The sequence below is a fragment of the Shewanella sp. 0m-6 genome, assembly GCF_052977325.1.
In genome coordinates this window covers 21675-36844 of sequence record NZ_JBRIMD010000021.1, presented here as the reverse complement: position 1 = coordinate 36844, position 15170 = coordinate 21675, and the positions used below count along the sequence as shown (strand labels likewise).

Annotated in this window: 9 protein-coding genes; 5 read left to right on the top strand and 4 right to left on the bottom strand. The window is 43.5% G+C overall.

Annotated features, from left to right (window positions below):
• Window positions 1–65 precede the first annotated feature (65 nt).
• The 3 genes from ACVBJC_RS15215 (at window position 66) to ACVBJC_RS15205 (ending at window position 5507) form a co-directional block, all read left to right on the top strand.
• Entirely contained in the window at window positions 66–1139 is a 1074-nt protein-coding gene (locus ACVBJC_RS15215; RefSeq protein WP_447161709.1) for a methyltransferase, read from the top strand.
• 150 nt (window positions 1140–1289) lie between these two features.
• Window positions 1290–2276 (top strand): TDT family transporter, encoded by a 987-nt coding sequence (locus ACVBJC_RS15210; protein WP_447161710.1) that lies wholly within the window; start codon window positions 1290–1292, stop codon window positions 2274–2276.
• A gap of 507 nt (window positions 2277–2783) precedes the next feature.
• Window positions 2784–5507: a TonB-dependent receptor plug domain-containing protein gene (locus ACVBJC_RS15205; RefSeq protein ID WP_447161711.1), complete on the top strand. Its 2724-nt coding sequence runs from the start codon at window positions 2784–2786 to the stop codon at window positions 5505–5507.
• A 104-nt stretch (window positions 5508–5611) separates the two neighbouring features.
• Here ACVBJC_RS15205 and yfcC read toward each other — a convergent pair whose 3' ends face one another.
• The 3 genes from yfcC to focA form a co-directional block, all read right to left on the bottom strand.
• Entirely contained in the window at window positions 5612–7192 is a 1581-nt protein-coding gene (yfcC, locus tag ACVBJC_RS15200; RefSeq protein WP_447161712.1) for a putative basic amino acid antiporter YfcC, read from the bottom strand.
• A 135-nt stretch (window positions 7193–7327) separates the two neighbouring features.
• Complete coding sequence (gene panF, locus ACVBJC_RS15195) at window positions 7328–8773, bottom strand: sodium/pantothenate symporter (protein WP_447161713.1); 1446 nt, start codon at window positions 8771–8773, stop codon at window positions 7328–7330.
• A 453-nt stretch (window positions 8774–9226) separates the two neighbouring features.
• Window positions 9227–10174, bottom strand: a complete 948-nt coding sequence (gene focA / locus ACVBJC_RS15190; protein ID WP_447161714.1) for a formate transporter FocA — start codon at window positions 10172–10174, stop codon at window positions 9227–9229.
• A gap of 1409 nt (window positions 10175–11583) precedes the next feature.
• Between focA and pflB the strand changes: the two genes are divergently transcribed.
• Together pflB and pflA are read left to right on the top strand one after the other, a co-directional pair.
• Window positions 11584–13866 carry a formate C-acetyltransferase gene (gene pflB / locus ACVBJC_RS15185; RefSeq protein WP_447161715.1) on the top strand — a complete coding sequence of 761 codons (2283 nt, stop codon included), beginning with the start codon at window positions 11584–11586 and terminating at the stop codon, window positions 13864–13866.
• Between the two features lie 64 nt (window positions 13867–13930).
• The gene (pflA, locus tag ACVBJC_RS15180; RefSeq protein WP_447161716.1) at window positions 13931–14671 is read left to right on the top strand and encodes a pyruvate formate lyase 1-activating protein; all 741 of its coding nucleotides are present in this window, start codon (window positions 13931–13933) and stop codon (window positions 14669–14671) included.
• A gap of 24 nt (window positions 14672–14695) precedes the next feature.
• Here the strand turns inward: pflA and yfbV are convergent, their stop codons facing one another.
• On the bottom strand, window positions 14696–15139 hold the full coding sequence (yfbV, locus tag ACVBJC_RS15175) for a terminus macrodomain insulation protein YfbV (protein WP_447161717.1): 444 nt from the start codon (window positions 15137–15139) through the stop codon (window positions 14696–14698).
• Window positions 15140–15170 lie beyond the last annotated feature (31 nt).

The window sequence follows — 15170 nt, the reverse complement described above, 5'->3', positions numbered from 1 at the left end:
AAACAAACTGTAACATGTAAAATTTGGCTCCACTAATACTCTAGAAGCTTAACTTGGTTTAACTTATGTCTTTTTATCGCTCCCCCCTTTCTATTAGTGCTTTTGATGCAAAGTTTGAAGCACAAAAAATTGCTTTTGCACCAATTAGCTTTCAAGTAGCACGCTGTCTTCTAAAATTTAACCTTTTACAATTCATCTCCGAAAGCGGCGATAAAGGCTGCTGCGTAAATAGCTTGGCACAGCAATCTGAGTTATCAGCGTATGCTGTGGGAGTATTGGTCGATATGGGACTCAGTATGGGTCTGCTCTATTTAAATGAAGACGCTTATGTATTAGATAAAATTGGCCATTTTTTGCTGCATGATGATATGGCAAAAACCAACTTAAACTTTACCCATGATGTGTGCTATCAAGGTTTATTTGAACTAGAAGCGTCGTTAAAAGAAGGTAAGCCTAAAGGATTAAGCTCCCTTGGCGACTGGCCAACGATTTACCCAGGTTTGAGTCAACTTCCCGATGAGATAAAAAAAAGCTGGTTTGAGTTTGATCACTACTACTCAGATCATGCGTTTGAATCGCTGCTTCCTTTAATTTTTCAAGCTAAACCCAAACATATTGTCGATGTGGGCGGTAATACTGGCAAATGGGCATTGGCCTGCACAGGCTATGACAGCCAGGTCCAGATCACCATTATGGATCTGCCCGGTCAATTACAGGTCGCAATGGAAAACGCAGTGAATGCCGGAGTATCTGACCGAGTTAATGCCTATGTCACCGATCTGCTCGATGAAAATAAACCCTTTTGTGAAAAGGGTGATCTTTATTGGATGAGCCAATTCTTAGATTGTTTCTCCGAAGCTGAAATCCTGAGTATTTTAAAACGTGCTGCATCGGTCATGCAGCCAGGCAGTGAACTTTGTATCTTAGAAACCTTCTGGGATCGTCAGCCCTTTGAGGCCGGTGCTTATTGCGTCAACGCAACCTCTTTATACTTTACCGCCATCGCCAACGGCAACAGCCGCATGTATCACAGTAAAACCTTACTTAAGCTAATCAGCCAAGCAGGGCTCTTTGTTGATGAAGATATTGACAACATTGGTCTAGGCCACACCTTACTCCGTTGTAAGCTCAAGCCTTAATCACCTAATAAAACCATCAGTCAAAATCAAGAACCAAGAATCGGGCCAACTTCATCAATAAAATTGAAGTTAAGATTAATTTAGTTTCAATTTTAATTACCAAGTAACGGTTCTAAAATAAGCTTATAAGATTGATTCCAGGATAATACTATGGCCACATCACACACAAAATTAAGACACCGAGTATCACGTTTACCTAGCCCTATGGCAGGCCTTGCACTGGCTATTGGTAGCTTAGGTTGGGCATGGGAAAGTATGATGCCGAGTTTTGGTGGTCAGGCTCAATTAGCTGGCGCTTCAATCGCGAGTGTTATGTTATTGATGTTAGTCGCCAAATTCGTGCTTCACCCCAAAGTGCTGATGCAAGAATTAACTCATCCTGTCGTGGGTAGTGTCATCCCTACTTTTGCGATGGGACTCATGGTGGTTTCAGCTGCCATCGGGCACTTTAATCACAGTATTGCTGTAGTAATATGGTTATTAGCGATTGGCATTCATATGGTATTTTTAACCTTATTCGTCTATTACCGTGCCATCGATTTTAAACTCGACCATATGGTACCAAGTTGGTTTGTGCCACCTATCGGTATTATTGTTGCCGCAGTCTCTTTTCCTCATGGTGCTGAAATGCAGTATCAATGGTTAGCAGATGCAATTCTTACCTTTGGCATGCTGAGCTATCTAGTGATGCTGCCTATCATGCTCTATCGTTTGATCTTCTGTGAACCCATTGCTGAAGCCGCTAAACCTACCATCGCAATTTTAGCTGCACCCGCTAGCCTTTCTTTGGCTGGTTACTTAACAATTTCAGCTCAACCTTCATTGATTATAGTGGGTGTATTACTCACGCTTGCATTGCTAATGACCAGCGTAATTTATTTGGCTTTCTTTCACTTACTCCGATTGCCTTTCTCACCAGGTTACGCCGCATTCACCTTTCCTATGGTTATTGGTGCTACAGCTTTATTTAAAACCGTTAACTGGGTCGTTGCAACATACGGTAGCAGTGCGCTCTCTTTTGACTTACTCATCGCTGCAAAATTTGAGCTTATCGTTGCAACGCTCGTTGTTACCTATGTTGCGATAAAATACTTAATCCATTATAAGGCAAGCATTCTTGGTCGAGTTACAGCTTAAAAAATGATGTTAATTACGCCACTTAGGTGTTCCTCATTTAGCCTTTAAAACCGGTAAACTAAATGTAACATTTACCATCAACACCTACTCCCCGAAACCCTAAGTGTGACCACCATCACACTTAGGGTTTTTTATATAGGACGCTACACTAACGCGTATACAGCTTAACACTCAGCAAAAACACACCAACATCAGCAACAGTAAGTGCCACAAGTAAAAACAAAACGATCACACCAAGTAAACCTTCACAACAAAATAGACAACAGCAACACCAACTTAATTACACGAAAAACACCGAAGTCACAACACAGTTACGAGCATGTTACTCACTCGTAAACTAACGTAAAGACTTGCGCACACAACACCTGTAAATAGCATGTTGCCCCAGTTATTTAGTTGTGCTTACATCCACTCTCGGGACCTCTTTTTAAATACATTTGCAACATCTTAAGAAGCAGAACCTAAACAAAACATATAACTATTATAAGTTCCAAGGGAGTAAACAATATGAAGCGTAACTCAAGATTGGCCAAAGCGATCCGCTTTGCGTTAGCAACAGGTGCAGCGGCTGCTGCACTAAGCTCGCCAGTAGTACTTGCAGCAACTGATGATGAAAATGTAGAACGCATCCAGGTGACGGGTTCTCGTATTCAGCGTAGCGATATGGAAACAGCAACACCTGTTACAGTGTTAAGTGCTGATGAAATGGCTAATCAGGGCTTCACTAGCATTCAAGATGCCTTAGAAAGCTTAACCTCATCTACAGGTGCTATGACGACGCAATCAGTTCATGGCTTCACACCTGCCGCTTCTTCTATTAGCCTTCGCGGCGCAGGTGCAAACCGTACATTGACACTGATCAATGGCAAAAGATTAAACCAATATCCAAAGCCCGCTGGCGGTACTGATAATTTCGTTGATACAGCAAACCTGCCGATGGAAGCAGTTCAACGTATTGAGATCTTGCAGTCAGGCGGTTCAGCTATTTATGGTGCCGATGCCGTTGGTGGTGTCATCAATATCATCTTGAAAAAAGATTTCGAAGGTGTTGCGGTTAAATACCGTCACGGCGATACAACAAATGGTGGCGGAGGCAACGATCGCGTTGCACTATCGATAGGTGCTTCTTCTGACAAAGGTAACGTTTCAAGCTTTATCGAATTTACAGACAATGAGTCACTAAAAGCAACAGATAGAGAAAACTTCGGTTTACATACTGACAAAGTCCCTCACAGTGACTTTTCAAGCTACAGTTCATACGGTGCCAGAATCGCAGGTGTAGCTGTAGATGGTGTGACACCAACGGGTCAACGCGTACTGACCCCTGCCGAATGTGAAGCTGGTGGTTTCCTATGGACTGGTAGCACTTGTGGATTCGACCGTTCTCAATGGCGTGACTTACAACCAGAAAGCACACGCTTTATCAGCTCAACCATCTTTAACTATGAACTTGCTGAAGATGTAACTTTTGTGGGTCGTTTAGATTTTGCAGAAGCTAAATCTGTTACTAATATCGAACCTTCTGCAATCGATGACTACGATATTGCTGTTGATGGCGATCAATTAACGGTTAGCTATGGCCAAGTTGGCGCAGATAACTACCTCAGCAAGGTCTTTGATGATAAGTCAACCGCACTAAACGGTGACTTTGCCAATGCTGAAGATGGTGATTACTACTATGCTCGTCGCTTACATGAATTAGGTAACCGCACAACTGAAACCAAGACCCGCAACTATTTCTTCACCGCTGGTCTTGAAGGCATGATTGCTGATGAATATAGCTGGGATGCATCAGTTAACTATGGCCGCACCAGTGTTGATGTATTTGGCAACGGTAACGCGACTGTGGCTGGTATGTTTAACTACATAACTGCCGGTGAGAATGGTAACTCTCTACTAGAAAACATGTCTGCAGAAGATGCAGAAAGAGCATCTTACAGCTCTTTTGAGCGCGCTCAATCAACACAGAAGAACATTCAAGCAAATATCACAGGCGCACTATTTGATATGGACGCTGGCGAGGTGATGTTCGCATACGGTGCTGAATACACGATACAAGACTACTCAACAGACTCAGACTCTGAATCTAAAAACGGTAACATCTTAGGTAAAGGCGGTTCGTCAGGTGCTGGTGAGCGTAAAAACTGGGCAACCTATGCAGAATTGAGTATTCCAGTGCTGGATGACTTAACCATTGATGCGGCGCTTCGTTATGACCACTATGACAATTTTGGTGGTAACCTTTCACCACAAATCGCAGTTGAGTATCGTCCATTAAGAGAGCTACTTGTTCGTGGTTCTTGGAGCTCAGTTTTCCGCGCTCCAGATATGCACCGCGTATATGGCGATCCTACAAACGGCTTTAACACCGTTATTGACTTTAAGCAGTGCCAAGCGATGGGCGGAACACCAGGTACAAGTTACCCAGATGAAAACCTCAATGCTATCTGTAATGAACTTCACATCGATACCACAACTGGTGCTAACCAAGACTTAGAAGCTGAAACAGGTTACACAGCAAACATTGGCGCGGTATGGGGCGGAGATTCATTTAACGCATCGTTCGATCTTTGGGAGTGGAAGCTTGACGACATGGTAAGTGACATCAGTGCTTCACAAGCTGCTCGTGAATATGAGCTGTATGAAGACATGATCACCCGTGACGATAATGGCACCATTACTCATATCAATGCAACAGCCCAAAACTTGGCGTACCAAGAAGTACGTGGTTTTGATTTAACTGCTGGCTATAACTGGGATCTAAATAATTTTGGTGAACTAAAGCTTAACTTTAGCGGTACCTATATCTTGAATTCAGAGTATCAGCTAACTCAGAGCGACCCTATTGAAGATGATATCGAAAACGGTGGTTTGCCACAGTACCGTGCCAACTTAGTACTTGGTTATTTCATTGAAGACTTTGAGGCGACACTTGGCGCTTACCACACTGCGCGCATGCACGGTTCACAATATAAGTCTTTCAAAGAAGCTGCAGAAGCCGCAGGCGATGTATTTATTGAAGAGGACCATGAAGTTGCCTCGCAAACTAAGTGGAACCTAACGACAGGTTACACCATCTCTGATTCAATAAAAGTTAAAGCGGGTGTTGTTAACTTGCTTGATGCAGGCCCTAACTTTGACCCAACTGCAACATCATGGCCGCACTACCCACGCAGCATATACAATGCACGTGGTCGTGAGTGGTTTGTTGAAGGTGAAGTGAAGTTCTAAGCAAGCACTTACTTAAGAGCTAACTATCGCTTTACTCACACTAAAAACGGCATCCTAAGATGCCGTTTTTTATCAGTTCATTTTACGTTTCAATCTATTCTCGCTTAACTAAATCCCATATAGTGCGCAGCGATAACAATCACGCTCGATACAGTAAATAACGCCAACATAAAGCGCCAAATAAACTTAAGCCACTGCCCCCAATCCACTCGACATACACCCAGAGTTGCCATCAAGGTTGCAGACGTTGGCACTAGAACGTTAGTAAAGCCATCACCTAGCTGAAAAGCCAATACGGCAACTTGACGTGTGACACCTACAAGGTCAGCCAGCGGTGCCATGAGTGGCATGGTGAGTGCAGCCTGACCTGAACCAGAGGTCACAAAGAAATTAAACACCGACTGAAACACAAACATAAACCAAGCTGACATCACACTTGGCAGCTGACCGATAAACTCACCTGCGGCGCTTAAAATGGTATTCAATACACTTGGTGTTTTAGCATCACCACCACCTAGTAACAACAAAATACCAGATGCACAACCCACTAACACAGCAGGTTCAAGCATGGTGGCAGCGCCCTGCTTAAAGCTCACTGCAACGGTGTTAATATTCATGTTATTTAGCTTAAACAGCACACCGATTAAACCGACGATAATACCCATGGTAAAAAACTGACTGGCTATTTCGGGGATAAACCAAGCCTTTGCTATCACCCCCCAGATGATCCACGCAACGGTCACAACGATAGTCGATAACACTAAGATATCACCAAGATTAAAGCGGCTCTCTAAATTGGCCTGCTTTTGGTTTTCTCTAAAATAACTATCACTTTGATAACTGAAAGAGTGCTCAGGTTTGGCTTTTACTTTTGCACCATAACGCATGGTGAAGATTACGCCCATCAAGGTAAAACCTGTCCACATAATAAAGCGCATGCCCGAGCCCGATAATACAGGTACGCCAGCAATGCCTTGTGCAATAGCAACGCTAAACGGGTTCATCCAAGATGCGGCAAAGCCAATTTGAGTTGCCACATAGGTGACCATTACAGTGGTGATGCCGTCATAGCCTAAACGGATCATTAACGGGCAGATAATAATGGCAAAGGCTATCGCCTCCTCCCCCATACCAAATACCGCACCGCCAAGTGAAAACAGGATAAATATAACCGGAATAAACAAGCCTTCTTTGCCACGTGTGGCATCTATTAGCTTCAAAATCCCGTTATCTATGGTACCTGTTGCCATCACAATGCCAAAAGCGCCGCCAATCACGAGCATAAACATGATCACGCCAATGGCGCTGCCCCACTTAGACCCTGAAACGAGACCTTCGAAGGCAAAATTAAAAAAGCCAACGCCTCCATGGCCTTCAAATAACGCAACAGGCTGTAGAATAGGCTCGCCCAGTTCATCAACTTCATACGTAAAAGAATTGGGATCAATAACGCTTCGACTCTTCTCTACCCCATCAACAACATAGCTGACATCTTGAGTCTGAAACGAGCCAATTGGAACAAAGTAGGTCAAAATCGCAGCCGCGATTGCAACAAAAAAGATAATGACTAAGGTATCAGGCATTTGCCATGATTTACGCAGTTGAGAGGCTTGCTCAGATGATTGAGCAACACCATGACTAACCGTTTGATTAGTTGTGTCATTTGAAGTACTAACAGGGTCCATTATGCCACCATTTTATTATTATATGGCGGCAAATATAAACCAATGGCCAACCCTTTTCCAGCAATGGGTTAACCTTAGACAGCTTACTGCTTACCCTAGTCTTACAATATGCTTACAACAGGCTTGCAATACAGCTTAATAATCATTCTGCAGTGAACGTTTTGCTCGTGATAACTGTATGACATGACTAATCACTAACATCAATAGCGAGAATAGCAGCGCGGGGACAATAGGATGAATATTGAATGTCAGTGGTGCTTGCCACTGCAGCGCGAGATAACTTGCCATACCACTGCACATCGCCACTAAAGCGCTTTGCCCATTCACACTAGGCCAAAATAACCCGGCTATAATCGGCCATAAAAATACCGCTTGCAGTGCACCAAAAGCCGCAAGATTAATCCAAACAATCATATCCGGCGGTTTTATTGCCCAAAAGCAGGCTAAGGCAGTGATCAGTACCATCACTACTTGAGTCAAACGAACTTGAGCTGTTGAACTCATCTTCGGTCGGGTTTTCACCACGCCGTCACGCACAATGCTTACCGCTGATTGGAGCAACATTGAATCAACCGATGACATGACCGCAGCAATCGGCGCCGCTAATAAAATACCCGCCCAAAATGGGCTCATTAACTCTGCAATTAAGGTGGGCATAATTTCATCGGGAACTGAAAGGTTTGGAAATAATGCACGCCCTAAAAATCCACAAAGATGCGGCAGTAATGTCATCAAGAAACAGATTAACGTTCCCCAAATCATACCGCGCTTTAATGATTGGTTATCTTTAACTGCGAGTAACCTGACAATCGTGTGTGGCAAGCCCATTGTACCAAAACAGATCAATACCCAAAATGAGAGCATCATTGGCCAACCAAGATAGTCACCCATGCCGTGAGGGCTAAGTAACTGAGGTGCTTTTGCCGTTTCCTCGCTAAGCTGCGCACTGAGCTCTGGCTGCGTAAGGATCACCAGTAGTAATATCATCAGTCCCACTAACATCACCATACCCTGCAGTGCATCGGTAAGCACCACAGCTCTAAAGCCACCAGTAATTGTGTAAGCCATTACCGTGATGACAAATACCGCTAGGCCTAACTCGTAGCTAATGCCTGTCACACCAGAAAGTAACCGCGCACCACCTATAAATTGCACCGAAATCATGGCAATAAAGCCGACGACTAAGCTCAACATGGCAATAATGCTTAATCCTGTGCTTTTATAGCGAATATCTAGCCATTCAATAATGGTGCTGTATTGCTTTTTTTGCGCAAGAAATTTAGGCCCTAAAACCCCCAGAGTAAGAATAACCACAGGTACTTGAATAAGTGCTAACCAAACCCAGCCCAAACCAAACTTATACGCCGCCCCTGGCCCCCCAATAAAAGAGCCTGCGCTGGTATAAGTTGCAACTAAGGTGAGTGCCAGTAACGGCCCCCCCAAAAACGGACCGCCTATGAAGAAGCGCTTGGCTTTATCTTCATGCAGTGCCTGAGATTGTTTAGATTGACGTGCGCTCCATACACGGGTGACAACCAGGCTCAAAGCGAGATAAATAAGCACGGGAAGCAAACTAGTCATCTTGTTTGTCAGCCATATTGGTCAGGAAAAAGCTAAGACTTACTATCAATAAAATTGGTGCTGCAATACAGGAAAACCAAAACCATAGGGGTAAACCGAACCAACTTCCCAGTTCTCTCAGCCATAAAGGGCCAAAGCACCAGAGAAAAAAGTAACTAAAGGTCAGCACGAGTGAGGTTTTTGTAAGCAAGCGCATATAATTGCAGGCAGTCACGCAATGGAAGAGTTAGGCGCGGGATTTTAATCAATATTAATGAGTGATACCAGCAGCCGCTGACAAACAGCGTTAGAAACATGATGGGAAAACAAACTAACCATTAAATTATTGCGTAATGTCACAATTAATCGCTGCGACTTCAGTATTAAGCATGCCATAAACTATTTGATGGGTAAAAAAAAGCAGCTCATAAAAATGAACTGCTTGTTTTCGAATGCGGCTATTAGCCTACTCGCTTAATTGTCAGCGTTCGTCTTTGGCGCAATCTGCTGTGGATTGTCTTGAGCAGAATAACGATTAGCGCCATTCTCTATCATCCAATAGCCTAAACCTATAAACACACCACCACCAACAATGTTACCTAAGGTGACAGGGATAAGGTTATTTAGAACAAAATTCATTACGGTCAAATCAGCAAATTGCTCACGGCTGATATTCAACGCTTCAAACCAAGCAGGATCGGCCAACTGTTGAATTGCAATCCCTAACGGAACCATAAACATATTGGCAATGCTATGCTCGAAACCACTGCTTACGAACATAGCAACGGGTAACATAATGAGTACAACTTTTGTCAGTACATCTTTAGTGGCGAATGTCATCCACACCCCAAGACACACCATAATATTACACAAAATGCCCAATACAAAAGCTTGGGTCCAGGTGTGGTGTAATTTGTGCTGTGCAATGTTCAGTGCACTCAAGCCCCAACGACCACCATCAAGCTGATACATACCAGCCAGAGTGATCAGTAACACCATGAGCATAGCGCCAACAAAGTTACCAGCATAAACTCTAGCCCAACACTTCAGCAATGCGATATGACCCACACGTTTTTGAGCCCACGCCACGCTACTTAGCACGGTACTGGTAAACAGTTCTCCCCCGCAAACCACAACAAGGATTAAACCTAAACTGAAAGCGAGTCCGCCAACGAAACGCGTTAGCCCCCAAGAACCGTCGCTACCTGTAGTAACAGTAATGTAAAAAACAAACGCTAAAGCAATAAATGCACCTGCAAATATCGCTAGGCCAAAAGATTGCCATTTAGATTTGGTTACTTTATCTGCACCGTAGAGGGCAGCTTGTTGAGTAAGACTCACCTTAGCCGCAGGGTTAGCATTAGACGTTTGAAGTGAACCTTCTACCTGAACACTTTGACTTTGCTGATTATTAACTGTCATTGTGCCCACCTAAAGCCACTAACTTTGTCAAAACTGCATACAAATCGCATAAACTTTCTCCACAACACCCGTAATCATCAATCACGTACTATAAAATAAGCCTAGAAATAACTTGTGTAAAATCAATGACAATCAGTTAATAGATAAACCCGAAAGGTAAATTGGTCTGACCAATTGCATTTTAAGTTTGGTAAGATAACATAGCTGCAAACTAAAGGCATTAAAAACGCCTTACTAATATAGGGAAATATAATCATAGTTTAATCTAGATCTAACTCTGTCTATTTTATTGTACTGGATCTCAAAGTTAACAAACTAAAAAGCAGTGTTCAGCGCTCAGTGAACAGTACTAACCTCTATCTACCACGCAGCCAAACCGTTCCAGTTACACAACAATCTAATGACTTTATCTTGCTCACTTATCCGCATAGGGTAACGTAAAATAACGAGGCCGTAGGCACAACGCTTGATCTCCATTTTTTGTAATAGCTTAGCTCCTATATTTTGGTTCCATAGCCAAAATAGAATGCAACAGCCAGAGTTAGATTTAGATTGATTTACACTAACCCAATAAACCACTCGTGCTAGCAGAGCTATTTTTTAGCCGATACAAAAGACTGATAATGTAGCAACAATAGCAAGATATTAATCTACTCAGCCCTTACCATAGAGGTCAAAAACACCAGACGACCTCGCTTTGACACAGCAAAGCGAAACCATTAACGCCTTCAAAAACCTTGTGGTTAAGCCTTAGAAACAAATGTTTATTATATGCAATCCATGCAATCTTTCGTGCGCGCACCACTATAAAGCTTAGAAATACACTCAACGCTTTGCCGCTTCAGATAATGACTATCACATTGTTAACTGCCTTAACTTGGCGTTTATTTCATCTATAATTCATACCGCCGTCACATAATAAGGCATCTATATGGCCTTTAATCTAATGAGATTTATCGCCGTTCGATTTTTTAATGGCTAGTGTTAGGTGACTTTACACTAGACGAAAAATCACTTGCGAAAATCAGACCAGTTTTAAACTCAAGCAAATAAGATCGGGCGTTAAAACCTCGTTCGCGCAAAAAGTGCTACCTTGGTAACAGTTTTTGCATTTCTCAAGCAATTGGAAGCTGATTTAAGTGCAGCGCATCCTAGGTTATGCTAATATATTCATGGTTAATTGGTCTTACCAATTCCACATCTTCAGTCAGAATATATACTGGGGAACGAAAGATGGTTAACCAATACAGATTACAATGAAGTGAATTCACTTCGAAAACGCGCCAAGTTAAATTAGGCTTCCAGCCTTTTGGGGCGTTTAAGACTTAGCTATTGGTGTATCGCACGCCTCGTTTTTGAGCCTTATCGATACCCAATAACCTTTATCTAAAACAGAAGGTAATAGTACGATGACCGATAAAACTGAACAGTTTGCAACCGCGTGGGAAGGTTTCACCGCTGGCGATTGGAAAACTGAAGTCAATGTGCGTGACTTTATTCAAGCTAACTACACTCCTTATGAAGGCGATGAGTCTTTCCTAGCTGGTGCTACTGAAGCAACAACCGAACTTTGGGACAAAGTTATGGTTGGCATTAAGGAAGAGAACCGCACTCACGCACCTGTTGATTTTGATACTTCACGTGTATCAACAATCACTTCTCACGAAGCCGGTTACATTACTAAAGATCTAGAAACTATCGTTGGTCTGCAAACTGAAGCGCCACTAAAGCGTGCTATGTTGCCTAACGGTGGTATTCGTATGGTTGAAAGTTCTTGTGCTGCATACGGCCGCGAACTAGATGCTGACGTTAAGTACGTATACTCAGAACTACGTAAGACACACAACCAAGGTGTGTTTGACATCTACACTCCAGAAATCATGCGTTGTCGTAAGTCTGGCGTATTGACTGGTTTACCAGATGCATATGGCCGTGGCCGTATCATTGGTGATTACCGTCGTATCGCACTATACGGTATTGATTTCCTAATGGCAGACAAGTTTGCTCAATTCGGATCTCTACAGTCTGATTTCGAAACTGGCGTAGACTTGTCTTACACTATGCAACTTCGTGAAGAAATTGCAGAACAGCACAAAGCACTAGGTCAAATGAAGAAGATGGCAGCAAGCTACGGCTTCGACATCTCTCTACCTGCGACTAACGCTAAAGAAGCTATCCAGTGGACTTACTTCGGCTACCTAGCTGCAGTTAAGAGCCAGAACGGCGCGGCTATGTCTTTAGGTCGTACTTCTAGCTTCCTAGATGTGTTCATCGAACGCGATCTTAAGAATGGCACATTGACTGAGCAAGAAGCTCAAGAAATGGTTGACCATTTCGTAATGAAGCTACGTATGGTTCGTTTCCTACGTACTCCAGAATACGATGAGTTATTCTCTGGCGACCCAATCTGGGCAACAGAGTCTATCGCGGGTATGGGTCTTGACGGTCGTACACTTGTTACTAAGTCAAGCTTCCGTTTCTTGCACACTCTATACAACATGGGTCCTAGCCCAGAGCCAAACATCACGGTTCTATGGTCTGAGCAGTTACCACTAAACTTCAAGAAGTACGCGGCTAAAGTATCTATCGATACTAGCTCTATCCAGTACGAAAACGATGACCTAATGCGTCCAGATTTCGAATCTGACGATTACGCTATCGCTTGTTGTGTTAGCCCAATGGTTGTTGGTAAGCACATGCAGTTCTTCGGCGCGCGTGCCAACCTTGCCAAGACGATGCTTTACGCTATTAACGGTGGTGTTGACGAAAAACTTAACGCTCAAATCGGTCCTAAGTCTGCTCCAATCACAGACGAAGTACTGAACTATGATGACGTTATGGGTCGTTTAGACACTATGATGGACTGGCTTGCTACACAGTATGTGTCTGCACTTAACGCTATCCACTTCATGCACGACAAGTACTCTTATGAAGCTGCTCTAATGGCGCTTCATGACCGTGACGTACGTCGTACTATGGCGTGTGGTATCGCAGGTCTTTCTATCACTGCTGACTCACTTGCTGCGATTAAGTACGCAACAGTTAAGCCAATCCGTGATGAAAATGGCATTGCTGTTGATTTCGACATCGAAGGCGACTATCCAAAGTTCGGTAACAACGACCCACGTGTTGATGATATCGCAACTGAATTGGTTGAGCGCTTCATGGCGAAGATCCGTAACATGAAGATGTACCGTAACGCGATCCCAACACAGTCTATCTTAACTATTACCTCTAACGTGGTTTATGGTAAGAAGACAGGTAACACACCTGACGGTCGTCGTTCTGGCGCACCATTCGCTCCAGGTGCTAACCCAATGCACGGTCGTGATGAGAAAGGCGCAATTGCTTCTTTAACATCAGTTGCTAAACTACCATTTGCTCACGCACAAGACGGTATTTCTTACACATTCTCTATCGTTCCTAACGCGTTAGGTAAAGATGATGATGCACGTAAGACTAACCTTGCAGCGCTTATGGATGGTTACTTCGCACATAACGATAGCCGTGAAGGTGGTCAACACTTAAACGTTAACGTAATGAACCGCGAAATGCTTGAAGATGCCGTGGTTAACCCAGACAAGTACCCACAGCTGACAATTCGTGTTTCTGGTTATGCAGTACGCTTTAACTCACTAACACCAGAGCAACAGCAAGACGTTATTACCCGTACCTTTACTAAAGGTCTGTAAGTTAATTTAAGTGTCGATTCGGCTGATGTTGTGCAAAGCACACGTCAGCCTAACAGGAGTATCAATGGCAGTTATCGGTCGGATTCATTCTATCGAATCTTTTGGAACAGTAGATGGCCCAGGCATTCGGTTTATCACCTTTATGCAAGGCTGCTTAATGCGCTGCCTATACTGCCATAACCGCGACACTTGGGACTTACACGGTGGTAAAGAAATGAAAGTCGATGACTTAATGAGTCAAATCATTAGTTATCGACCTTTTCTTGAAGCCAGTGGCGGTGGTGTGACCGCAAGCGGCGGAGAAGCGATTTTACAAGCTGATTTTGTTGCTGAACTTTTCAAAGCCTGTAAAAAAGAAGGTATTCATACCTGTCTTGATACTAATGGCTTCGTTCGTAAACACACCCCCATTATCGATGAACTTCTCGATAATACAGATTTAGTGATGCTAGATATTAAGCAGATTGATGATGCACAGCATATCGCTCTGACCAATGTCAGCAACCAGCGCACGCTGCAGTTTGCAGAATATTTGCATAAGCGTGGGCAAACAACATGGATTCGCTATGTGGTTGTTGGTGGCTATACCGACGATATCCCATCAGCTCAAGCGTTAGCTGAATTTATTAAGCCTATGACTAACGTGGAAAAGGTCGAGTTACTCCCTTACCACGAGCTAGGCAAACATAAATGGGAAGCCATGGGAGAGAAATATGAACTTAATACTATTTCTCCGCCAAGCACCGAAACCATGGAACAGATTAAGAAAGTCTTTACCGATATGGGAATAAACGCAGTTTATTAACCGCGTTTAATCCTCAGCGCTAAACTAAAGTTCTTCCCAATAACTGGCATCTAAGCGTTCAAAAGCCGCTTTTAGTATTAACGCCATATCGAAGTAACAGGCTTTAGCGCCAAGTGGTCGACAATTAACGCCCATTTGCAATAATTTAGTCGATAGTTGGTTACCCCAGTCAAGCAGAGATAAGGGTAAAGGGTGGCGAGAACGCCAGCCTAACCAGAGTAAGCCTTGAATAGGCAAGCTGATAAAGAATAATGCGATGGTTATGGCCTGGGGCAGATAGCCCCAACCATGAAGATACAGCTGACTCGCTGCCGCCAAAATAGCCAACACAGGCATTAAAGGCAATGCAAGTTTAGTCGCTTGCATAACGCGATACTCAGGAAAGTAAAAACTGAGTTGTCGAACCATAGGCCAGGTTTTCATATAACGACGACCTTCGCCCAATGTTTTGAGAACTTGAATGCTCAACGATGGCACCTATAAATAAAATTAACAGCCT